The 22,700-nt window shown below is 58.0% G+C and carries 17 protein-coding genes; all 17 read left to right on the forward strand.

What is annotated here, in order from left to right; genetic code table 11:
• Positions 1-8: 8 nt before the first annotated feature.
• Entirely contained in the window at positions 9-635 is a 627-nt protein-coding gene (trbC, locus tag ACIP6T_RS23415) for a type-F conjugative transfer system pilin assembly protein TrbC (RefSeq protein WP_400459438.1), read from the forward strand.
• Positions 632-2,458 (forward strand): type-F conjugative transfer system mating-pair stabilization protein TraN, encoded by a 1,827-nt coding sequence (traN, locus tag ACIP6T_RS23420; protein ID WP_400459441.1) that lies wholly within the window; start codon positions 632-634, stop codon positions 2,456-2,458. The genes trbC and traN overlap by 4 nt, the downstream gene beginning before the upstream one ends.
• Positions 2,458-3,258 carry a type-F conjugative transfer system pilin assembly protein TraF gene (gene traF, locus ACIP6T_RS23425; RefSeq protein WP_400459444.1) on the forward strand — a complete coding sequence of 267 codons (801 nt, stop codon included), beginning with the start codon at positions 2,458-2,460 and terminating at the stop codon, positions 3,256-3,258. The genes traN and traF overlap by 1 nt, the downstream gene beginning before the upstream one ends.
• A gap of 10 nt (positions 3,259-3,268) precedes the next feature.
• Entirely contained in the window at positions 3,269-3,742 is a 474-nt protein-coding gene (locus tag ACIP6T_RS23430) for a hypothetical protein (RefSeq protein ID WP_400459447.1), read from the forward strand.
• Positions 3,739-3,951, forward strand: coding sequence for a hypothetical protein (locus ACIP6T_RS23435; protein WP_400459450.1), 213 nt, complete (start codon positions 3,739-3,741; stop codon positions 3,949-3,951). Before ACIP6T_RS23430 ends, ACIP6T_RS23435 begins: the two co-directional genes overlap by 4 nt.
• Positions 3,941-4,564 (forward strand): F-type conjugal transfer protein TrbB, encoded by a 624-nt coding sequence (gene trbB / locus ACIP6T_RS23440; RefSeq protein ID WP_400459453.1) that lies wholly within the window; start codon positions 3,941-3,943, stop codon positions 4,562-4,564. The genes ACIP6T_RS23435 and trbB overlap by 11 nt, the downstream gene beginning before the upstream one ends.
• Positions 4,565-4,595: 31 nt before the next feature.
• Positions 4,596-4,874, forward strand: coding sequence for a hypothetical protein (locus ACIP6T_RS23445; RefSeq protein WP_400459456.1), 279 nt, complete (start codon positions 4,596-4,598; stop codon positions 4,872-4,874).
• A gap of 34 nt (positions 4,875-4,908) precedes the next feature.
• Positions 4,909-6,276 (forward strand): conjugal transfer pilus assembly protein TraH, encoded by a 1,368-nt coding sequence (gene traH, locus ACIP6T_RS23450; RefSeq protein WP_400459716.1) that lies wholly within the window; start codon positions 4,909-4,911, stop codon positions 6,274-6,276.
• The gene (gene traG, locus ACIP6T_RS23455) at positions 6,269-9,286 is read left to right on the forward strand and encodes a conjugal transfer mating-pair stabilization protein TraG (protein ID WP_400459459.1); all 3,018 of its coding nucleotides are present in this window, start codon (positions 6,269-6,271) and stop codon (positions 9,284-9,286) included. The genes traH and traG overlap by 8 nt, the downstream gene beginning before the upstream one ends.
• A gap of 22 nt (positions 9,287-9,308) precedes the next feature.
• Positions 9,309-9,878 carry a hypothetical protein gene (locus ACIP6T_RS23460; RefSeq protein WP_400459462.1) on the forward strand — a complete coding sequence of 190 codons (570 nt, stop codon included), beginning with the start codon at positions 9,309-9,311 and terminating at the stop codon, positions 9,876-9,878.
• Between the two features lie 130 nt (positions 9,879-10,008).
• Positions 10,009-10,740: a complement resistance protein TraT gene (traT, locus tag ACIP6T_RS23465; RefSeq protein WP_400459465.1), complete on the forward strand. Its 732-nt coding sequence runs from the start codon at positions 10,009-10,011 to the stop codon at positions 10,738-10,740.
• 31 nt (positions 10,741-10,771) lie between these two features.
• Positions 10,772-11,071 (forward strand): hypothetical protein, encoded by a 300-nt coding sequence (locus ACIP6T_RS23470; protein ID WP_400459468.1) that lies wholly within the window; start codon positions 10,772-10,774, stop codon positions 11,069-11,071.
• A 273-nt stretch (positions 11,072-11,344) separates the two neighbouring features.
• A complete protein-coding gene (locus ACIP6T_RS23475) occupies positions 11,345-11,734 on the forward strand; it encodes a hypothetical protein (protein ID WP_400459471.1) in 390 nt (129 codons plus the stop codon).
• Positions 11,735-11,853: 119 nt separating this feature from the next.
• Positions 11,854-14,355 carry a type IV conjugative transfer system coupling protein TraD gene (traD, locus tag ACIP6T_RS23480; protein ID WP_400459474.1) on the forward strand — a complete coding sequence of 834 codons (2,502 nt, stop codon included), beginning with the start codon at positions 11,854-11,856 and terminating at the stop codon, positions 14,353-14,355.
• Positions 14,352-19,829, forward strand: coding sequence for a MobF family relaxase (mobF, locus tag ACIP6T_RS23485; RefSeq protein ID WP_400459477.1), 5,478 nt, complete (start codon positions 14,352-14,354; stop codon positions 19,827-19,829). The genes traD and mobF overlap by 4 nt, the downstream gene beginning before the upstream one ends.
• Before the next feature lie 71 nt (positions 19,830-19,900).
• Complete coding sequence (locus ACIP6T_RS23490; RefSeq protein WP_400459479.1) at positions 19,901-20,698, forward strand: DsbA family protein; 798 nt, start codon at positions 19,901-19,903, stop codon at positions 20,696-20,698.
• Between the two features lie 728 nt (positions 20,699-21,426).
• Positions 21,427-22,362 carry a plasmid replication initiator RepA gene (repA, locus tag ACIP6T_RS23495; protein ID WP_400459482.1) on the forward strand — a complete coding sequence of 312 codons (936 nt, stop codon included), beginning with the start codon at positions 21,427-21,429 and terminating at the stop codon, positions 22,360-22,362.
• Positions 22,363-22,700: the final 338 nt, after the last annotated feature.

Raw genomic sequence — 22,700 nt, forward strand, 5'->3', positions numbered from 1 at the left:
GACTCACCATGAAAACCACACTGATGACGGCGCTGGCACTCAGCGCCGCGATATTTTGCACGTTCGCTGATGCTGCAGATCAGCCCGTTATTAACGGCAACGATATGGATTACATGAAGCAGCAGCAGCGCGAGCTTGAACAGTTCAAAAGCCAGCTGCAGGGCACAAATATTACTTTGCCTGATGTCCAGCAGCGGCGGGTGGCGCAGATGCAGAATGAAATCGCTGCCGCACAGGCAGAACAGAATAGTGCCAGCCGCCCTGCGCCGCGCGCAGTTTATTTCGTAAGCCTGGGTATTCCCGAGGAGGGGCTTCTGCCGATGCTTTCTGATGCCCGCCGCTTCGGCATACCGGCGACGCTGCGCGGCCTGCTGGATAATGACTTCCGAAAAACGGCGTCAGCAATCTATGAGCTGTCCAAAAAGGACAAACAGGCGGGTGTGCAGATTGATCCGACGCTGTTCGAGCAGTACGGCATAAAGGCCGTGCCGGCACTCGTTGTGACCTGTGGCGGTAAGTTCGACGTTCTCTACGGCAACCTGGCGGTGAAACAGGCACTGGAAGAGGTGAAGCAGCGCGGTGACTGCGCCACAACGGCCGCTCAGCTGCTGCAGGAAGGGGAGGCCGGGCGATGAAGCGACTCATTTCACTGCTGCTGATTCTGGTGTCGGCGATCGCACACGCTGACGACGTCAGTGACGCCTATAACGCCGGTGCAGGTTTTGCTGGCAGCAATAAAGGACAGGGCACGTCTGCGGCAGGGGGGACTGACCCGGCCTCTGTCATTCCGGGCTATACGGCCAGTCCCCCACAAGGTGGATACTACGGTGGTGTACAGGGCGGGGACGGTGGCATAGGTGATAAGGGCCAGACTGAACTCGGTCAGAGTGAAGCCGGTCAGGCCATATCCGACTCATCAACAAAAAATCCGGCAGTGACCATCGATCCGAACGCTGATTTTATACAGAACGGTAAAAACGCCGAGGCCAATAGCGGCACCATCGTGGACGGCACCAACACGCAGTGCACCACCAAAACCGTGTCAAAGTCGGTATTTGAGAATTACAGCTGCAGCGCCGATGTATCGGTGCAAAAAAGCTGTACTCGCGACACGGTCATTACCGGTCATTATGAAACGCAGAGTTCAACGCAAGTGATAGACATCCCCATGTCCCAGTTCACGAAAACCCTGAACAGTAACCGTATTGACTTCAGCTTTCCTGTGCCAGCGGGTGTGCAAATCCTGAACTCGTCCTTCAGTCTCAGCGTATGTGACCACTGCAGCACCAATACCAGTGACATCACGGTGAACGGACTGGTTTATCACTCGAGCCCGCACAACAGCTTTACGATAAACCTGGGACTTACTCAGGGGCCGGCCAGTGGAAAGGTGGACGGATACTGGACTAATAAAGTTCCTAGCTATCTGAATCTTGTATGGTCTCAACTGAGCCCGGACCTTATGTCCATGTCTGCAAGCATCACCATCGTCACGACCGTGCAGGTCTGGCGACCAGATACATCCACACCGACAAGCTGCCCGAACGATCCAGGCGGGAAAAAAATCGGCTCAGTGTGCTCCGCTGGCGGAGGCGACCGCCAAATCGTGAAGGACGGCCAGACTTATTCGGTTCACAGCGACTGCTGGCAGTATACCGACACGTATCTGGTCAGCGAGAACACCACCGGCACTTGTGGCACGCTGATCAGCAATGCTAACTGTACCCAGGTAGCCGCGACCTGCTCTGAATTCGTTGATGGTCAGTGCTCCCACAAGGACTACACATACCAATGCCAGACCACTTACTCTTCCTCTGGATTGCTGTGCGGCGGCAACTACATTTGCCAGTCAGGCAGCTGTGATGAGACGAATGGAGCTGGTGACAGTGGATTCGACACTGCGGTGGCTAAACTGGCAGGGCTGGCTTCAGCCGGCGATGATGTAAAAACGCAATCGGAGGCGATTAACGTACGTGCTTTTACAGGCAACGCCATGAGCTGCCGTAAAGCCTTCGCCGGTTTCTCTAACTGCTGCAAGGACAGTGGGTGGGGGCAGGATACCGGGCTGTCTCAGTGCAACTCGGACGAGATGGCCATCGGCAAAGCGAAGGCGAAAAAGGTTACGGTAAGCGTGGGTGAACGATGTGACCGTGCGGTGTTAGGCGTTTGCATTCAGAAAAGTCAGGTTTACTGCGTGTTTGGCGGCAAGCTAGCCCGCATCATCCAGGAGCAGGGGCGCCGCGATCAGCTGCACGTCAGCTTCGGCAGCGGTGACTCCCCTGACTGCCGTGGCATCACGGTGCCCGAGTTGCAGAAGATAAACTTTGACCTGATCAACTTCCAGGACTTCTACAGCGACCTGATGGCCAATCAGAAGATCCCCGACTCTGCCACCATGGTGCAGCAGGCAAAGGATCGCATTGCCGCGCAGGTTAACGCGCAGACGGGAGGGAAATAATGAAGCGAATGATGCTTGCCTGCCTGCTGCTGGCGGGCACCTGTCAGGCCATGGCGCAGGACGAACTGCCCGCCGACGCGGTGGTGACGCCGGCCGATCCGTTCACTGGCTGGCACTGGTATAACGAGCCAAAGAAAAAGCCGGATACGCCAGCTTCCAGGCCAAAACCCGCACCGCCGGGTGTGCCGGACTTCCGCAGGTTATCCCCCTCAGAGCAGGCCGACGTGCTGAAAGGGTATACAAAAGAAGCGCTGAACAACGCCATCCTGCATCCGTCGGCGGAGAACACGGCCACTTTTCTGCGCTGGCAGAAGTTCTGGACCGACCGCGCTTCGATGTTCAGCCAGTCATTTGCTGTGGCACAGCTTGATCACCCGGACCTCGACTACAACCTTGATCATCCGCACTACAACAGCACAGCGCCTCTGCAGCAGGCCCGCGATCAGGAGGAGCAGACTCAGGCCATCAGCCAGCTATCCGGGCAGTACGGCCTGTTCTATTTCTACCGCGGCAGTGACCCCATTGATGCGCAGATGGCGGGCGTGGTGGCGGACTTTGCCCGCCTGCGCCATATCTCGCTGATACCAGTAAGCGTGGACGGAACAGTGTCGCCGCAGGTACCGGACAGCCGCCCGGACTCCGGACAGAGTGCGCGCATGGGCATTACCCACTTCCCGGCGCTGTTCCTGGTAGACCCGAAATCGAAGAGCTTCCGGCCGCTCGCCTACGGCTTCATGACGCAGGACGACCTGGCAAAGCGCTTTCTCAACGTGGCCACCGGCTTCAAACCTAACTTCTGAGGACTTCCTGATGCTGACGCTATCACCCGTCTGGCACGGGCGGCGGCTGCGCGCCGTCCGCGGCCTGACGAATCTGCTGCTGCAGGCGCTGGTTATTCACCCGGCGCTGCTGTTTTTTCTGCTGTTTTTACTGATGTCACACCATGCCGGCAGCGCCGGGAGGATGCTGCTGAGCGAGGCCGAAAGGTTGGTGCGCGACGCGCCGGCGGGGCAGGTGTGGGGCTGTGTATCACAGGCCACGCCTGTGACGCACTTCCCGACCGCCACGCCGGATGAACTTCAGAACGGTGTGCCTGCTCCGGAGATGTTAAAACCTGCGCCACCCCCCGTAATGTGTGATAAGGGGGCGGTCAGCCGGGATGCGTGGGCAGAACAAACCAGCGGCACGCTGTTCTTCCTTTATCAGTGCGGGGTGTTGCTTTCCATCCTTTCAAGCCTGGCGATGTGGATCTTTCGCCGCAGGGTACCTGGAGATTACGCATGAACCGTTTACCTCTTATCGCCACGCTTTTTATGGCGGGCATCATCCTTAACTGCCTGCGCCAGCTGCTGACATACTCCGTGAGCCTGACATACGACGTGCTGGTCGTCGTGTCGGTGGCATGCTTTGTTCTGGTAGGGCTGGGCGTTTTCATTGAAGTCATCGCGTACCGCCGCACGCGTAGCGGACCGGGAGACCATCATGAGGCTTAACGTACTTCTGGCGTCCATGTTGCTGCTGCCGGCGCTTGCGCAGGCCTCCGTTGCCGATGAGATTGCCGCGCTGGAGCAGGCAAAAGGACAGCAGGGGGTGCAGCTGCCGGCGTTCGGACTGCCCGGCACCGCGCCGACCCGCACCGCGCCCGCAAAGCCACCTAATCTGATGACGCTCACTGACGGACGGCGCGTAAACCTTAACGACTACGCGGTGGTGGTATTTATGCAGCGCGGGTGCCAGTACAGCGCGAAGTTCGATCCGAAGCTGAAGGCGTGGGCCGATGAGGCGGGCGTTAAGGTTTACCCTTACACCCTGGACGGCTACGGCGATACGGCCTTCCCCGTGGCGCTTATTCCGCGTAAGGCCGGACCGAACGAACCCATTGCCGGCGAAATCCTGACGTTCTTCGGCAACGGGTTGCCCATCGCCACGCCGACGACCTTTATGGTCAACGTCAATACCAATATGGCTTACCCGCTTTTTCAGGGGGACACGGACATGGGCACCATGAGCCAGCGCCTTGCGCAGATGATCGAAGCCGATATCGACAACCTCCCTCCTGACACGCTGGGTCCGGTGCCGAGCAGCGCCTCGCTGACCCCGCAGTAACCTGTGCGGCCCCGCCGCCACCGGAAAAAACATGACGGAAAAACCTTTAACGTTCTCACAGACGGAGACGGTGCTGCTGCTCGTCTGCGCTTCGCTGCTGGCGGCGGCCGGGATATACGCCTGGCTGGCCTGCGACCTCGCGGGGAGACTGCCTGGCATGACTTACGGCCCTGATGCACTGCTGCTCAGTGGTCTGCAGCTCTATCCGTTGCTGTTTCTGTTTGCCCTTGCCGGCGGCTTCGGCTGCGGCGCGCTGGCCAGCATTACGCTGCGCCGGCACGGATTCATGACTGACAGGAGTTACCAATGAAAGAAATTAAAAATAAACGGGCGGGGAAGGCATGATGAATCTGCGACAGTTCCTTATTGGCGCCGCGACGGCGCTTACTATCAGCGCGCCGGCGCTCGCCGACGTGCAGGGCGACCTGAATGGCTACTTTGGCAGTCTCGGCTTTGACGGTAACGTTTCAAAAGCGCAGGCATGGCAGGGGCAGGCCGCGGGCTACGTAACTGGCGGCTCGATTTACCTGCGTAACCCTGTAAAGCAGGTGCAGCTTATCTCTATGCAGGTTCCCTCACTCAACGCTGGCTGCGGCGGCATTGACGCTTATCTCGGTGCGTTTTCCTTCATTAACGGCGCCGAGCTGCAGCGATTTGTGAAACAGATCATGAGCAACGCCGCAGGTTACGCCTTCGATCTTGCTCTGCAGACCATGGTGCCGGAGCTCAAACAGGCCAAAGACTTTCTGCAGAAGCTCGCGTCTGACGTGAACTCCGCCAACATGAGCTCCTGTCAGGCGGCGCAGGGCATCATCGGCGGCCTGTGGCCGGTATCTCAGGTATCGAACCAAAAAATCTGCCAGGACATTGCCGGTGAAAGCAATATTTTCTCCGACTGGGCGGCCTCCCGTCAGGGCTGTACGGTAGGCGGACAGGGTGACAGCGTCACCGGTCGCGCCTCTGACAACCAGAAAGACCAGGTGCTAAAGAATAAAAATCTTATCTGGGACGCGCTGGGACGTAACCACCTTTTTGACGGCAACCGTCAGCTGAAAGAGCTGGTAATGAGTGTGGTGGGGTCCATCATTTTCAACAAGGACGGGCAGGTTACCATCCTGACGCCGCTGGTTGATAACCGCGACATCATTAGCGTGCTGATGCGCGGCGGCACCGCGAAAATATACGGCTGCGATGAGCAGGACCTGTGTCTCGGACCGACCGTCACTAACGTCACGGTCAGCAGCGATGTGGCGCTGGTCAGTCAGGTGCGAAACCTGATGATTTCCATCGACAGCAAGCTCAGCGACGACACCGGCCTGTCGGACAAGGAAAAGGGCTTCATCAACACTACCTCGGTGCCGGTACTCAAATACCTCACCAACTCCCGCAGCATGGGCATGGGGCCTACCTATCTGATTCAGGTCGCGGACTTCATCGCGCAGGACATGATGATCCAGTACCTGCAGGAACTCGTGAAGCAGGCGAGCCAGTCGCTTGCGGGCAAAAATTTCCCGGAGCAGGCGGCGGGCGAGCTGCGCAACAACGTACTGGCCGCAACCTCGCTGCTGGCGCAGATGAAGCTGCAGTCCACCGCTGACCAGAACGCGCTGGACGGCATCGATCGCAACATGCAGTACCTGCAGCAGCAGGTGTCGACCATTATCTCAACTTCCTATCAGGGCAACTATCAGTGGGGAACGGGCAATGACTGAAGTCTGGACCATATACGGCGGTGACATGTGGCGGCAGGTGTTTAATGGCGTTGTTACCGTCATTGGCACCGATACCTACAGTACACTCAAGCGCATTGTCGGACTGTTCGGCGTGCTGGGTGTAATGTTCAGCTTCGTCAAATCGCGCAACCCAATGGTATTTGCGAACTGGCTGGCCATATTCTTCTTGATCACTTCCGTGCTGCTTGTGCCAAAGCGCAGCGTACAGATTCTCGATGTGACCGATCCGGCTGCCGTTTACGAGGTGGACAATGTGCCGGCAGGGCTGGCTTTTATCGCTGGCCTGTCAACATCAACGGGGTTTGCTATGACGCGCCTCTATGAATACACCCTCTCCCGACCAGACTCGCTGACTTACACGAAGTCAGGCATGCTCTTTGGCTCGCAAATTGTGGCGCAGACCACGGACTTCCGCTCTCAGAATCCTCAGCTGTCGCAGATGCTCACCGACTACGTGGAGAACTGCGTGGTGGGCGATATCCTGCTTAATAACAAGTACACCGTGTCGCAGCTGCTGAACAGCACTGACCCGCTGACGCTGATTACGGATAACCCGAGCCCTCTCCGCGGCCTGTATCAGGACACTGGCGGGGGCCGGCAATTCATTACCTGCCAGCAGGCGGCGGCGGTGATTAAGACTCTCATTGGTGCTGACGTTCGTGTTGGTGGCACCACCTGGCATGCTCTGGCAACGCGCGTATTTGGCAGCCGCGTGAGTGGGGATACTCTCCTCGCAAATGCCATGGACGAGAGCTACAACTTCTTCTACGCCGGCGGACTGAGTGCTTCTCAGATTATGCGTAACAACATCACGAACGCGGCCATCCGCGATGGCTGGAAGGGGTTTGCGGCGCGTTCATCTGATACCGCGAACCTGCTTAATCTTGCCACCGAGTCCAGCCTGACAAAGCAGCGTATCAGCTGGGGTGCGGGCGGCGTCATTGCCGCGCGCACGCTGCCAATGTTCCAGTCGCTGATGATGCTTGTGCTGATTGCGCTGTTCCCGCTGGTGATTGCGCTGGCACTGGTGAACCACGGCATATTCGGCATGAACACGCTGAAGTTATATGCCGGCGGATTTGTGTACTTCCAGATGTGGCCGATAATGTTTGCCATCCTGAACTCGCTGGCCAACTTCTACCTGCAGACGAAAACCGGCGCGACGGCGCTGGTACTGGCCAATCAGGATCAGGTGGCACTGCAGCATTCGGACGCGGCCAACATTGCAGGCTACCTGAGCATGTCGATACCGGTGCTGGCATTCTTCCTGACCAAAGGCGCGGCGTCTGTGGCTTCGCAGGCGGTAGGTGGCGTGATGAGTTCTTCGGCATTCGCGACCGGCGGGCAGGCCTCCACCACGGCGGACGGTAACTGGTCGTTTAACAACATGTCGATGGATAACGTCAGCGCTAACAAATTTGATACGAACATGATGCGTCGTTTAGGTTCACAGGGCTTCCAGACCGGTAACAACTCAATGGTGACGCAGACGGCTGACGGCCACACCGTTGTAGATACCAGCCAGGCGATATCAAACCTGCCGGTCAGCATGCGACTGAGCTCACTTGCCAGCAGCGGCTTCTCTGAACAGGCCCGGCAGGCACAACAGCAGGCGCAGAGTTCACTTGACGGCTATAACCACAGCGTCACCAGCGGCTTCCAGCAGATGAATCAGCTGACGCAGCAGAGTGGTAACAGCGACAGCACAACGCAGGGCAGCGACAGCAGCGTGGCGACAAGTGTCAGCCGCGGCGCAAGCAAAATGCAGTCGGCGGTGGAGAGTTACGCGAAGTCGCATAACGTTTCTGAGCAGCAGGCGTATAACCAGCTGATGGATATCAGTAACCAGGGAAGTGTGGGTTCCGGCGTGAAGGGCTACGTTAAATTTGACTCCGGTGACCAGCTGGCAGGAAAACTTGGCAAGTGGGCTACGGGGCTGAGTGCTGGAGGGGAAGGCAACATCAGTGCTGACCTGCGGCATAGTACGGGAAGCTCGCACGGCACCCAGGACAGCCACGCCGAGGGGCGCGACAATCGCCACGATCAGAGCAGTCAGGAAGCGCGCGACTTCCGCGAGGGTATGGATATGGTCACGGCAACCCGCCTGAGTGAATCGGGCAGCCACACGGATAACCAGTCGAACTCTCAGGCACAGCAGTTCGCGGCCACGCTTAATGATGCGAAGAGCCAGTATCACCAGTACACGGAAAGCAGTACGCGCAGTCAGGAGTTCAGCCGCATGGCCACGCTGTCGCAGACGCAGAGCGCCAGCCTGGATGCCAATTACAACCAAGAGTTTGTGGACTGGACTACCGCTAAATACGGAAGCGATGCGCAGAACATTCTGACAAACGTCAGAAGCGCGCAGGGCGCAGCCACGGAGTTTATGCACGAGCGGCTTGAGCCGGAAATCATGCGGAATTACGGTGCCCGGTCCGATCAGGTTAATAACGAACCGCTACAGACGACCCGCTCGCTAGATGCATCTCCTAACAGCAGTGCCAGTATTCAGCCCGGATCACCGGAATCAGGGCCAGGCGTACCGGCAGGTGAAAAGAGTGGCAACGCAGGCGTAAGCAGCCGGGTAGTGGAGGCGAATTATAACAAAGGTGAGCGCAATCTCAGTGTTCCTGCCGGTGCACCGTCACAGGCAATGAGCGACGATTTCCGCAGTGGATCAAAACGCGTAAGCGAGCAGGCTGCAGGTGCCGGCATTCAGAGTAATGTGGCCAACCAGGTGGCAGCACAAAGATCTGGCCTTATGGAAACTGTCAGAGAAAATGACGGCAAAATCGCCGAAAATAAAACCACTGTTCAGACGTCCAGTGATATACTCAGGAATGAGCATCAGGGTGCGGTGAAAAGCCAGCAAATTGGCCGCACTGAAGAGGATTTAAGGCAAACTAAACCAGGCTTTGATCATGCTGAAACCGCCACCTTTGAGAGAAAACTCAAAGAGCTCAGAGAGCAGCAGAAAAAAGCCTCTTGATAGATGTTAAGGAAAAACAGAGATGACTAACTTAACTGCAGCACAAGTTGAAGCGGACGTTGATCGTTTGATGGGTAGCTTAGGGGCCAATCAACGAGAAATTCCTTCTGCAACGTCATTGATGAAAAGGAGTTCAGCACTTCCTTTATTCTCTGCTGCTTTAAGTATCTTGAGCACATTAATTTTTTACCTCTCCTTCAATAGAAAAGACACATCAATGGAAGGTTTTCTCAACTTTTTTGTCTCAGAAGGTTGGTATTTATTAGCCATCACTGTAGGTATTGGGTTGTTTGTTTTCTTAATGACATACAACAACCAGCTCACTTACCTTTCTTTGCCATCTAGTATCAGAAATGAATCGTTAATAGTGAGCCATCTCGGCAAGATCGTAAGGAAATCGGTTATTACGTTTTGTCTTCTTATGATTATGAGCTGCTTACTCTCTGGCATTTCTGTTTGGTTTGCCATAGCAGTTCCAGCTTTGCTTCTGGCACTATTCGTAATAACCAGCATTCTAGTGTCAGCTGAAATTAACCGTCTCGGAGCTGGCCTGGCTCTTGAGAAAATCAGCAATCTCATTAAAAAGATTTAAGTTCTAACGGCTTCTGCCGATACCCCTCCCGGCACTCTGACGGGAGGGGTTTCTTAATAACCCACCCATTTAAAACAGCGTGCCCCGGGGCGCGCCAGTCTCGTTTTTACCGTTAAACAAGGATACGTATATGAAAAACCGCAATGCCTTCGTGGCGGCGATCGCCGCTGCCTGCCTTATGCTTTCCGGCTGTGGTGCCATGAGCACCGCAATTAAAAAGCGCAATCTGGAAGTGAAAACCCAGATGAGTCAAACCGTCTGGCTTGAGCCATCCAGCCAGAAAACCGTCTACCTGCAGGTGCGTAACACCTCGGATAAGGACATGAGCGACCTTGAGCCGCTGCTGGCGCAGGATCTGCGCGCTAAAGGCTATACCGTGACCTCCAGCCCCGATGCCGCTTACTACTGGATTCAGGCTAACGTCCTGAAGGCAGAGAAGATGGACCTGCGTCAGGCGCAGGGTTTCCTGTCTACAGGCTATGAAGGTGCAGCAACCGGAGCCGCGCTGGGCGCGGGTATTACCGCCTATAACAGCTCATCCGGTGGTGCAATCCTCGGTGTAGGGCTTGCTGCAGGCCTGGCGGGTATGGCAGCGGACGCAATGGTTGAGGACGTCAATTTTACCATGGTGACCGATCTGCAGATTTCCGAGCGCAGCAAATCAACTGTGACCACGGACAATGTGGCAGCACTGCGTCAGGGTACCTCTGGCATCAAGCTGCAGACCAGCAGTGAAGAGGGTAACCGCATGAAGTACCAGACCCGTGTGGTTTCGAATGCCAATAAGGTGAACCTCAAGTTTGAAGAGGCGAAGCCGGTTCTTGAGGCGCAGCTGGCCAAATCTGTTGCCGGCATCATGTAACTGGCTTGGTTGACATATAAAGGGGAGCATTATGCGCAGACGAGTAGAAAGAATCGCGGCCTCGTTGCCCGGTTCACTTAACCTTACGCTACTGGCTGCTATTGCCACTCTTCTGCTCGTGAACATGACGGACAGCTGGCTGCCCTGGCATTTTGTCACCTGGCTACGGCGCTTTGACGCCCTGCCAGGTGCAGCAGGGTCAGTGCCATTCTGCCTGTTTATGCTGACCGCGATGTTTCTCTACGTGATGAGTATGAGCGCGTGTGGACTGGCATTGGCAGCTGCGCTGCGTGCAGGGGTTATTCGGTCCTGGAAACTTGCAGGTCGCTGAATTACCTGGTATTACTTAATGACCGGCCTCAAAGCCGGCGGCAAGCGCCTTCAGGGGAAATAACAACACCTCTCCTGACAACGGAGGCGCCTGCCGACTCCCGTCTGCGTCCCCCGGGCTGCGGACACGGGGCAGCATCAACACCACGGGTGCTGCCCTCCTCCCTTAAGGGACCCCTGTTTATACGTTCTTCCCCCTGATGCAGGGGGTGCGGAAGCGTGGCTGTAATCGCCATGTCGCGCCTCTTCATGCTGCACCGAATGGCTTCTGCGTGTGTGGCTGGCCACCGGTTTTGTGTTATCCGCGCAGTCATTAACCCTCAACCTTATTCTCCTGAAGGACACGATTATGCTCACGCTCAGCGGTGCGGCACGCACCCTTATTGTCTGGATTACCCTGTTTTTTATTTTCAGTGCTTTGGTATTGCTGCAGTACGGCATGCTGCTGGTCAAGTTCCTGATGTCGCACAGCAGCTTCTATGCGTGGGACCTCGCCATGCGCACGCTGCAGGGTGACATGATGCCAGCGGGCGTCATCACGATGCTCCTTATGCTGAGCATCCTCGCGATCGGTAGCGCGCTGGCCACGGCAGCTCTGTACCTCTGGAATGGCGTGATAAGTCTCGCCGGCCCGTTCGGTCACATCGCTCAGTCCCTGCGTTAAAACAGTCAGCTGCAGATGTAGTTACCCGTCTCTGTTCGTCCTTTCCGCTTAACCTTTTTGCCGTCAGCCTGCCAGTAATTTCAGGGCGGGCTGCGCCTGCGCGCCTGCCGGAGTTTTCCATGAGTTTTACCCCTAAATACCTGACGCAGGGTGGCCAGATGACGGCCTATCGCCTGCGCATGTTTGTCCAGGTCAGCAACTGGATATTTCACTGGATGTTGCTGCTGTTTGTCGTGGCCACAGGCACTCTTTTCTGGATAACGACACCGGATGACGTGCTGCGAAACGGATTCTGGTACTGGGCTGCGTGGCCAAGCCACTCTCTGCTGGGGCTTTCACCACGCGCGGCAGAAGCCACGTGGGACATTATCTGGCACTGCGGTGAGGGTGCGGGAATGTGCACCATAAAGCTGACGCCGGCACAGCTCCTGGCCAACCCGTGGATGCAGGAGATGGGGCGCCAGTTTGTGGCCAACCTGAAGTTTATCGCCGGCGCCTGCGGCATTACCGCCGGCCTGCTCTGGTGTTTCATCGCCTGGTACGTGGGGCGCATCGGCAAAAAGGAAAGCGAGGACGAGTTCATCTCCGGGATGACTCTCACCGACCAGCCTAAAGAGGTGAACCGGCTGCTGAAAAAGGCCGGCGAAAAGTCCGACCTGCAGATTGGCGGCCTGAATATGGTGAAGAACGCCGAGGTCATGAACTTTCTCATTCACGGCACGATCGGCGTGGGCAAGTCCACGCTCATCCGCTGGCTGCTTGACTACATCCGCCGGCGCGGCGACCGGGCGATCGTTTACGACTCCGGCGGCACCTTTATCGAAACGCACTATGACGAGCGCGTGGATAAAATCCTGAACGCGCACGACAGCCGCTGTGAGAACTGGGTGCTGTGGCGCGAGGCGCAGGACGTGGTGGACTACGAGAACATGACGGCGGCGCTGATGCCGGTCGAGGGCGACTCTGACCCGTTCTGGGTGTCTTCATCGCGGACCATCTTCAGCGACACGGCCATGCAGTTTGCCTCGCGTCCCGATCGCAGCATCGAGACGTTCCTGAAAACCTGTCTCTCCATTGATCTGAAAAGCCTGCGCGAGTTTCTGAAAAATACCCCGTCGGCCAACCTGGTCGAGGAGAAAATTGAGAAAACCGCCATCTCCATCCGCTCGGTGCTGACCAACTACGCCAAGTCGCTGCGCTACCTGCAGGGGCTGGATAAGGAAGGCAAGCCGGAGTTCAGCATCCGTGAGTGGATGACGAACGCGCAGTACGACAGCAGCTGGCTGTTCATCTCCACCACGGCCCGCCACCGCAAGGCAGTACGCCCGCTGATTTCAATGTGGCTCTCGCTGGCCACGCTGCTGCTGCAGAGCATGGGGGAGAACAGCGAACGTCGCGTGTGGTTCATCGGCGATGAAATTGCCAGCCTGCAGAAGGTACCGGAGTTCAACGAAACGCTGGCCGAGGCCCGCAAGTTCGGCGGCTGCTTCGTGCTGGGCATTCAGAACATGCCGCAGCTGATCCACATCTACGGCCGCGAAATGGCCAAAGCCATTTTTGACCTGCTGAACACCCGCGTCTATGGGCGTTCGCCCAGCTCTGAAGTAGCAAAAATTGTTGAGGAAGAACTGGGGCATCAGCGCCGGCGGGAGGCGCGCGAGCAGAACAGCTACGGCCTTGATCAGGTGCGCGACGGTATCTCCATCAGCAAGGACAAGGTCAACGAGCCCATCGTGGACTACGACCAGATTATGAAGATGCCGAATTTGCAGTTCTATGTGCGCCTGCCCGGCGAATACCCGGTGGTGAAGCTGAACCTGAAGTACCGCAAACAGAAGAAGTACCACCCGGCGCTGATGGAGCGCGACTTCCGCGACCGTCTGAGCCCGGAGCTTGAGCGCATCATCGAGAGCAACGAGCGCAGCGCCCGGGCGGCGGACATTACGTTCCCGACCGGAGAGGAACTGATGGAACGTCCTGAAGACACCACGTCCTCCCTGACGGTCGGGCCCGCACCAGAGTCCGTCGCAACGCCCCCGCTAAAAGCCGCCGGCCCGGCGACTGCGCAGGTAAAACCCGCTGAACCACCCGTGGCTGAGCCCTCACCGGAACCAGTATCAGCCAGCGATGCTCGCCCGGCCTCCAACGTGCGTCCATTCCCCCGCCGCGTAGCGGTTGCTCCTGTCAGTGCAGTTCCGGTTGAGCCGGTCATCGAGCCGCCGAAGACCAGTCAACCCGTGGCGGCAAAAGCAGCACCCATTCCACCGGCACCCACGCCTGCACGGCCCGATGCCGTCTCGCGGCTTTCTCCCCTGGAGCGGATCCGGAGACTCCAGAGCAGCGCGGCAGGTACCACGGAAACCGACAGCGACGCGCCCGGCGGCGAGGCCCCCGAGCTGAACATGCAGATCGAAAAAGACGATGGCGATCGTCTTATCGTCCGGCACATCAGCCCGCGAAAAACAGAACAGGAAAAGCGCGAGGAGGCAGACGCCGCCCAGTACGGCGACGCCAACGCGCGCATGGCCGACAACGAAAAGAACATCCTGCGACACCGCGACGATTACGAGGTGTATCAGGAGATGAGTGACAGCCTGGACCCGGGAGGGTATGAACGATGATGACCGTTGCTCCGGTGGCCTCTGCCGCCGACGCTGCCGGCTACTACAGCAGCAAAGATAACTACTACTTTCTGGACGACATGCCCACGCAGTGGCTGGGAGAGGGGGCACGCGAGCTGGGTCTTGAGGGCCCGGTTGACCTTGATACCTTTACAGGCATCCTGCACGGCAACCTGCCCAACGGCGTGACGCTGGGGAAAGAGGTACAGGGTGCACACGTGCACCGGCCGGGCCACGACTTTACCTTCTCGGCACCGAAAAGCGTCTCTATGCTCATCCTCGCGGGTGGCGACAGGCGCCTGCTGGAGGCACATCTGGAGTCCGTTAAGGAAACCATGGCCATCATGGAACAAACGGTGAGCGCCCGCGACACGAAAGAGGGCGTCACCAGTATTGTGCCCACCGGCAAAATGGTCGCGGCGCTGTTCACTCACGATACGTCGCGCAACCTGGATCCTGAAGTTCACACGCACGTGGTCATGGCCAACGTGACGGAGCTGGACGGCAAGTGGAAGGCGCTGGCCACCGACGCCATCCACGGCGCGGGATTTATCGAAACGGTTTATCGTAATCAGGTCACCTTCGGAAAAATTTACCGCAACCTGATGAAGGGAAAAACGGAAACGCTGGGCTACGAGACCGCGCTCACCGGTGGACGCCATGATTTATGGGAGGTGAAGGGCTTTTCACGTGAGGTTATCGAGGAATTTTCCTCGCGTCATCGTGAGATCGTGGCTCGCGCCGGAGAAGATGCCTCACTGAAAAGTCGCGACGTCGCAGCCCTCGACACACGCCAGCGTAAGCAGGACATCAGTAGCTATGGCGCGAATGATACCGTGCCGGCCTTACAACCGGAGATACAGGCGTCCGCTGCTTCTGTGGAACGCCCGGCGACCGCAGGGGAAAAATCCCCGGCGTCGGGTGCCCCGAAGTCTGACGGGAAGGTGCAGGATATTGAAGCACCGATCGCCAAACCAGAAACCGAAGACGGCCGGACGCGCCTGCGCGATCGCTGGCAGCGGCAGATGGATGAAATCGGCTTTGATATTCATGACGTTATGGATGAAGCCCGCGAGCGTGAAAAGTCCCGGCCTGATCCCGCTGAGGCGCAGGGCGCCCCCGTGCAGGCTATGGATGCGGTTCGCACCGCCATTTCCGTTCTGAGCGATAAAAAAACGCGGTTTACCTATGGCGATCTTCTGCTGACCGCGCATAACGCCGGCGAACTACAGAACACTATTCCGGACCTGCGCCTGGCGCTGGACCAGGCGATTAATGACAACCTGCTCGTACCTCTTGACGGTGATAAAGGCGTCTTTACCTCACATATTCACCTGCTGGACGAGCTGTCGGTGCAATCGCTGGCGGCGGATATTATGAAAGAGAACAAGGTGGTGAATTTCAGCCTTACCGGCAGCCCGACTCCAGGGCACCTTGAGCGTGTTGCCCGGGAGCCAGCCGTTATCATCAATGCACCCGCATCAGTCGCGCGTCTGCGTGAGGTAACGGAGGAGCTGGTGACAATGTCACGTGAGCAGGGGCGGGAGGTCAGCGTACTGACCAGTTCAGCCGAGCGTGCACTCAGTTTTGCGAAATCACCGGAACTTAAAGACAGGCTCCTGCACCGCAGCCGGATGCTCGATGGCACCTTCAGTCTTGCACCACAGAGTACGGTCGTCGTGGAAAGTGCGGAAAAGCTCAGCCTTAAAGAAATGCTGGTACTGACGGGTGAGGCGCAGGTGAAAAACGCGCAGCTTCTGTTTCTGGACAGCGCCGGCCGGCAGTCAAACGCCAATGCCCTTTCCGTGCTGAACGCGGCGGGCGTAAAACGACAAAGCCTGAACACACCGCCTGAAGGCATTGAGGTCCGCGTGACCAGTATTCAGGACAAGCGCGAGCGCTATCAGGCGCTGGCAGAGCGTTTTGCCGGAATGGATCACGCGGATGCGCCCGTTACGGCTGTTGTGACAGGCCCGCGCGAGCAGGCCCAGCTCACGGGGGTCATACGGAATGCGCTACAGAATGCCGGCAGGCTGGGGCAGGAGTCGGTGAACATTGTGGCGCGTACGCCGGTGTTTACGACGGCAAAAGAGCGCCGGCTCCCTCAGACCTACCGTGCCGGCATGGTACTGGAGGATCGATCGGAGAAAAACGAAACACGTCACTACGTCATTGACCGCGTGCATGACGACGCCCGCATGCTTTCCCTGATCGACGGGGACGGCGTGCTGTCCAGGGTGAAGCTCAGTTCACTGTCTGGCGACTGGCGGCTGTTTACGCAGACTGAAATGGATGTTGCCGCCGGAGAGCGACTGTTTGCGCTCGCCGGCGATAAAAATGCCGGGCTGAAGGCGCGCGATCGCCTCACCGTTACAGCCGTTGATAACGGTTCACTTATCGTGCAGCGCGAAGGGCAGAAAAAGCCGCTGCAACTGGATACATCCAGCCCGCTTTACGTCACTTATGGATATGTCAGCGCGCCCGGCAGCCGCGACAATGATCGGGGTACGGTACTGGCAAGCCTTGGCGCGCAGGACCTGTCGGTGAACATGATTAATGCGCTGGCGCAGTCTGGTCATGAGGCGGAAATTTTTACTGGCGAAGCCCTGAGCCGGGCGGAAGAGAAGCTTGGCCGGCTGCGCACAACGCGCTCGCCGCTGTCGCTGGTCCGGCAGGCCAGCGGAAAAGAAAATGCCAGCGAGGCGATGGACTCGCTCAATACGCAGCTGCTCACTGATACGCAGAAAGCCGTTACGCGAAGCGTGGCGCAGATGCGGGATGTTGCCTTCCCGTGGACAAAGCTGCTTGAGACGGCCCTGACTTTTAACGGTGACCTGAAGCTTATTGAGAGTGAAATCGCCCGGCAGGTGAAAGAAGGCGATCTTATACAGGTGCAGATTGGATCCGGGCCGCACTATGTAGCGCGTTCCACGTGGGAGATGGAAAAGGCCATCGTCGGAGAAATTGAGCGGGGCAAAAACACCCAGGTGCCGCTCATGGCACAGGTGGACCCGGCGCTTCTGTCAGGCCTGACTCAGGGGCAGAAGGAGGCAACCTCGCTTATTCTGCAGAGTCCGGACCGGTTCACGGCCGTGCAGGGGTATGCGGGCGTCGGTAAAACCACCCAGTTCAATGCGGTAAAGGCGGCAATTGACACTCTGCCGGTGGACGCGCGTCCGGTGATCGTAGGGCTGGGGCCGACTCACCGTGCGGTAAAAGAGATGGCTGGCACGGGTATCGATGCGCAGACGCTGAAATCGTTTGTGCTGGACTGGCAGATGCGCAGTGCGGCTGGTGAGGAAGTTCGCTATGACAATATGCTGTTTCTTATCGATGAGTCATCCATGATCGGAAACCAGGACACCGCAGCGGCGTATCGCGCGATCGCTGCGGGCAACGGACGTGCCGTGCCGGTGGGGGACGTTGCACAGCTGCAGTCGCCCGAGAGTGGCGCCCCGTTCCAGCTTATGCAGGAGCGAAGCCCAATCGATGTGGCGGTGATGAAAGAAATCGTCCGCCAGCGCGATTCAGACCTCAGGTCTGCGGTGTACAGCATCATCAGCAATGACTTTACGGCCGCACTGAAGGACATTGAAAAGGTTTCGCCGGATGTTGTCCCACGCCGCGCAGGTACGGTCCTTCCTTCCGGCTCGGTGGTTCAGTCGGGGGACCCCGTGTCCAGCATCGTGGCTGACTTCATGAGCCGCACCGATGAGGCACGCGAGGAGACCATGATCATGGTTCAGCTGCATGAGGACCGTATAGCCATCAATGAGGGTATTCACAACGCTATGATGATGACGAAAGAGCTGGGAGAGGAAGCCCGGGTCGTCACCATCCTGGACCGCATCAACGGCGGGCGGCACGATTTTAACCGTGTGAAAGACTGGAAAACCGGGCAGGTGGTCCTGGCAAATCAGCGGTATCTGCATGTCACCGGCGTAGACCATGATAATGGCAACGTGACCCTGCAGGATGAAACGGGGCGCAAGCACTTCTGGTCGCCACAGGAACTTAACGCCACGGAAGTCGAGGTTTTCGAATACCGCGAGATTGAACTGCGCACCGGTGACAGCGTACGCCTCAGTAAGACCCAGAAGCAGGCCGGTCACGCTGCACACGAACAGTACCGCGTGGATGAACTCCGCGACAACGGTGAAATTGTTCTGCGTAACGGCAGCGGGGTTAAGGTCATCGATCCGGCGACAACGCTGGCAGACCGGCATGTGGACTACAGCTGGGCGGTCACGGGCTATGGCGCGCAGGGTGCCAGTGCCCGGTACTCGCTGGCACTGGAAGGCGTTGAAGGGGCCCGCAAGATGATGAGCGGCGCGCGGGCATTCTATATCAACGTCTCGCGCGCGAAGGACCACGTTCAGATTATTACCGATGACAAAGCGCGCTGGGCGGCCACACTGGGCGCCGGAAAAAACGGCCCGGCGACGGCGCATGACGCGCTCATGCCGGAGCCAGAGCGTGATCAGGCAAGGCGGATCTGGGCGATGGGGCAGGCTGCATCGAAAACGGCGCTTGGCCGCGCGTTCCTGCGGACGAACGGCCTCAGCAGCAGCCCCGTAACAGCACGTATCATTCCGCCAACACGAAAGTTCCCTGAACCCCATCTGGCCTTGCCGGTGTATGACGGTAACGGCAAAGCGGCGGGACTGACGATGGTTCCGCTGCGTCCCGAAAGCGGTGACGTGGAGCGTGGGGCCGAACGGCGTATCGTCACCGCCGGCGCACAGGCCGCGCTTGTGCAAAAAAGCCGGAACGGCGAAACGCTTGTCGTGGCCACGCTGGAAGATGCACTCAGCACGGCGCGAAAATACCCGACGTCCGGCATTCTGCTGACGACCGGAGACGCCGCGCCGTCACCGCAGCTGCTTAAGGTTTCCGGAGGCGTGGAGCCGGTCAGTGAGGCGGTGGTGAAAGAAGCGGTTATGAGGGCGCAGTCTGCACCGCCTGTGCCGGTGGAGGTCGGCGCGCCAGCGACACCTGCCGACATTGCCGACGCGGCCGTCAGAGACCTCATCAGAAAAGACTCTTATCAGCCTGATGTGCCGGACGTGCCAGCGGTGCGGAGCACGGACAAAGACAGGACGGCTGACGTAGCGGCAGAGGAAAAACTTGCCGCGGACCTCAGCCGTGCAGTTCCTCACCAAACGGTGGACAGTGAGAAGCCTGCGGCCGCTATCGCTAAGTCTGCTGTGGACGAAACGGAGCTGGCCGGCCGGGTTCTGGAAGCCAGCCAGCAGGCTTCTCCGGAGATTATCAGGATGGCGGAGGAGAGACAGGAACAGCTGGCGCATTCAGGCAAAGGAGAGACAGAACTGGCTGCAGAGCTTTCCGCCAGCACGCGAACGGAGAGGGAGGTGGCTGCGGGTCTCAGCAAGCCAGTGCAGCACGACGCTCCGGAGCGAATGCCGCCCGAGCTGACGCAGCAACCTTCACGGAACATTCAGAAAGAACGTTAAACGCTACGCGGCCGTATGCATTGCGGCCGCCTCACCTTCAGCCTGACCTGCGCAGGCCTACGAGAGAAATCATGAAAAAGACCCTGAAGATGGCCGCCCTTGTGCTGGCCATGAGCACCGCTTTGACCTCTGCATCCTCCGGCGCTACCGACGCCGCATTGTTTACCCCGGCTCAGCAGGGGCGCATTGGTGAGATTTCGGCGGACTATCTGGTTGCACACCCGGACGTGCTCATTGAGGTGAGTAAGAAACTGCAGGCGCGTCAGCAGGCTTCGCAGCAGCAGGCTTACGTGCTGTCAGTCCTTAAAGCGCATCGGCTACTGATGCAGCTCGACGGTGTCCCCGTCAAAGGACCGTCTGACTCTAAGGTCATTGTGACCGAATTTTTTGATTACGAATGCATTGCCTGCAGCATGATGGCGCCGGTAATGGAGAAGGTCATGGCCGCGAACGCCGGCGTGCGCTTTGCCTTCCGCGACTGGACCATCTTCGCTTCACGCTATCCGGAGTCGACACTGGCCTCACACCGGGGCCTGAGCATTTACCGTCATCAGGGAGCAGATGCGTATATGACGTATCACAACGGGATTTACCGCACGGGGCATAACGAAGGCAAACTCACAGCAGAAGATATCGAAACGGTTGCCACGACGTCGGGCGCCGCCGCCCTTTCTGACGATGATAACGTTACATCCGATCGTATGATCGAAAACAACGATGCGCTCGCGGAGATGCTGGGTCTGACGGGGACGCCGGGAATTATCATAATGCCCGCCGAAAATGCCACGGCAGACAACACCACTGTGCTTCCGGGAGTGGTCAGCGAGCAGGTGATGCAGCAGGCAATCGCCCGGGCCGCGGGCGGATAAAAAAATCCCGGCTCAGGGCCGGGAAAATAGATTCATGAATTATTTACCGCGAGCGAGTCGCTGGCAGTAACACGGGTATCGGCTAACCCGCCAGAACCTTTACCCCTCTGACGCCCATGTCGCTCAGGCTGTTCATTCCTCGCGCTGCTGCGGTACGCCTCAGCCTGACCGCCCTGACCGTCGCTATACAGGGCGATCATTAACGAACATCACCACCGACAAGAACGTTTTGTCCGCCAGTCTTCCCTTCAAACCTGTTTGAGCGTCCCGCCAGACGCCGGATTTGGATTAAGTCAGCCGAAAATGTGAATGAGATCGCGGGAAAAGGGATCGGTGAACTTTTTTATCCATACGATTCGTGCCACGCGCAATCTGTGCTGGATTTAAGCGGTTGATATGAGTATTCTTTTCAGAATTCGCCGGGCGGCGATCTTTTTTTGATCCTTATCCAAGTACTGTGGTGGTCGACGATGAGGATATGCGAAAAACCTGTGGCCGGACATACGCGGCGCGGGGAAGAACTAACCGGATGGGACGTATCCGTAAAAACGTCCAGGGTACGGAGCTCAGCTTTCACCGGGCTCTGAATGCAAAAACCCCCTGAAATCTGTCTCAACTTGGCGGAAGGTTCAGAAATCAGGGGGTCCAAAAGCAGGCGCTGGCCTGTGAGGGATTATAACGCATGCAGTTCATAAGACAACCCCTGTCCGCCATAAGTTCGGGACAGGGTGAATGACCAGATTTTAATCGGGTTAAACGGCCCGAACCTCAAAAATGACGGACGCCATCGCGGCGATCACTCCGTCGCCTGCAAGTGCTCAAATCCGGAATGGTTTGCACCCCAGAGCTATCGCCCGTTGCCGGGAGAGTTCGGTCATGCCATGCGCAGACTTGTACTGAAGGACAAGGCCACCGGGCAGCTGCGCCTGCGCCAGCGCCTGTCGCGCAATCCCTATTTTGTCAGGCTGCGTCATGCAGCCTGCCGCGAGCGCGACTTCCGGCCGGAGCGACGCGCGCTTATCGACGCCCTTATACCGCTGCTGATCCAGCGCGCCGACATGGCCACCTGGGTGGTCACGATGAACGTTGGCCGTCTGGCCGCCGAACTCAGTCCGAAAGACGGGAATGGTGACGTCATTCCAGCCACCCGGGTTGAACCGAGCCGGCTGTCGCGACTGCTGCCGGAACTGGCGCGCTTCGGGCTGATTGAGCTCCCCGACCTGGAGTGGGACCCGGTAGAAGAGTACTGGATGCCGCGCCATATCGTGCTGACCGATCGCTTCTGGCAACTGTGCGGCGTCAACATGGACAAGCTTTACGTGCAGCGTAATGAGCGTCTTGAGGCGGAAGCGGAAGGCATCATTGAGCCGGGCACTCACGATTCGGTGCGCGCCGCGCGCCAGCGCTGGTATGAGAACATGCGTATGGCCACCTTACTGAAGCGACGCGAAAAAGCGGTCAGAGAGAAGCGCCGTAAAAAGCTGGGCAAGCTTCCGCTCGATGAGCGCCGCGGTGCCATGGCCAGCTGGCTTATCCGGACCCTGCCTAAGCATGAGCTGATGAATACCGACGCTGAGGGCTTTGACCGCCTGGTGTGGCAGTGCCTGAACCAGCTGGAGCTCGGTCTCGGCTACGAGCCCGCCCCTCCCGACGTCGTTCACTGACGTTCCCCCCTGACTTTAACCGCCTTGACTGGCGGTAAAGGCGTTTGTGCCGCGCGTAAAGGCCGGCTTACCTGTCTGACATCACGTCACATTTCCCAGAAAATTTTCCCCGTGTGCACCGTTCTGCGATCGCAGATTTTTTTATCCACACTTACCCGCAATCAGAAAGTGGAATATACCCGCAAGCGACCCTTAAATTATCCGCAAAACATTCCTGACTTACGTCAGAAAGAAATATTCAGAAAGATAAATAAGGTGTTCATGCCGGCATTCTGCGGGGATAAATAAGGCCTTCGCTTGCAGCGGCCGCAGGCGTCCGCGCCGCTCAGAATCTTACG

It is taken from the genome of Pantoea sp. NPDC088449, assembly GCF_044753225.1.
Lineage (GTDB): Bacteria > Pseudomonadota > Gammaproteobacteria > Enterobacterales > Enterobacteriaceae > Pantoea > Pantoea floridensis.

Coding starts and splice junctions, on each gene's coding strand:
- trbC (WP_400459438.1), top strand. CDS start 9: ATGAAAACCACACTGATGACGGCGCTGGCACTCAGCGCCGCGATATTT.
- traN (WP_400459441.1), top strand. CDS start 632: ATGAAGCGACTCATTTCACTGCTGCTGATTCTGGTGTCGGCGATCGCA.
- traF (WP_400459444.1), top strand. CDS start 2,458: ATGAAGCGAATGATGCTTGCCTGCCTGCTGCTGGCGGGCACCTGTCAG.
- ACIP6T_RS23430 (WP_400459447.1), top strand. CDS start 3,269: ATGCTGACGCTATCACCCGTCTGGCACGGGCGGCGGCTGCGCGCCGTC.
- ACIP6T_RS23435 (WP_400459450.1), top strand. CDS start 3,739: ATGAACCGTTTACCTCTTATCGCCACGCTTTTTATGGCGGGCATCATC.
- trbB (WP_400459453.1), top strand. CDS start 3,941: ATGAGGCTTAACGTACTTCTGGCGTCCATGTTGCTGCTGCCGGCGCTT.
- ACIP6T_RS23445 (WP_400459456.1), top strand. CDS start 4,596: ATGACGGAAAAACCTTTAACGTTCTCACAGACGGAGACGGTGCTGCTG.
- traH (WP_400459716.1), top strand. CDS start 4,909: ATGAATCTGCGACAGTTCCTTATTGGCGCCGCGACGGCGCTTACTATC.
- traG (WP_400459459.1), top strand. CDS start 6,269: ATGACTGAAGTCTGGACCATATACGGCGGTGACATGTGGCGGCAGGTG.
- ACIP6T_RS23460 (WP_400459462.1), top strand. CDS start 9,309: ATGACTAACTTAACTGCAGCACAAGTTGAAGCGGACGTTGATCGTTTG.
- traT (WP_400459465.1), top strand. CDS start 10,009: ATGAAAAACCGCAATGCCTTCGTGGCGGCGATCGCCGCTGCCTGCCTT.
- ACIP6T_RS23470 (WP_400459468.1), top strand. CDS start 10,772: ATGCGCAGACGAGTAGAAAGAATCGCGGCCTCGTTGCCCGGTTCACTT.
- traD (WP_400459474.1), top strand. CDS start 11,854: ATGAGTTTTACCCCTAAATACCTGACGCAGGGTGGCCAGATGACGGCC.
- mobF (WP_400459477.1), top strand. CDS start 14,352: ATGATGACCGTTGCTCCGGTGGCCTCTGCCGCCGACGCTGCCGGCTAC.
- ACIP6T_RS23490 (WP_400459479.1), top strand. CDS start 19,901: ATGAAAAAGACCCTGAAGATGGCCGCCCTTGTGCTGGCCATGAGCACC.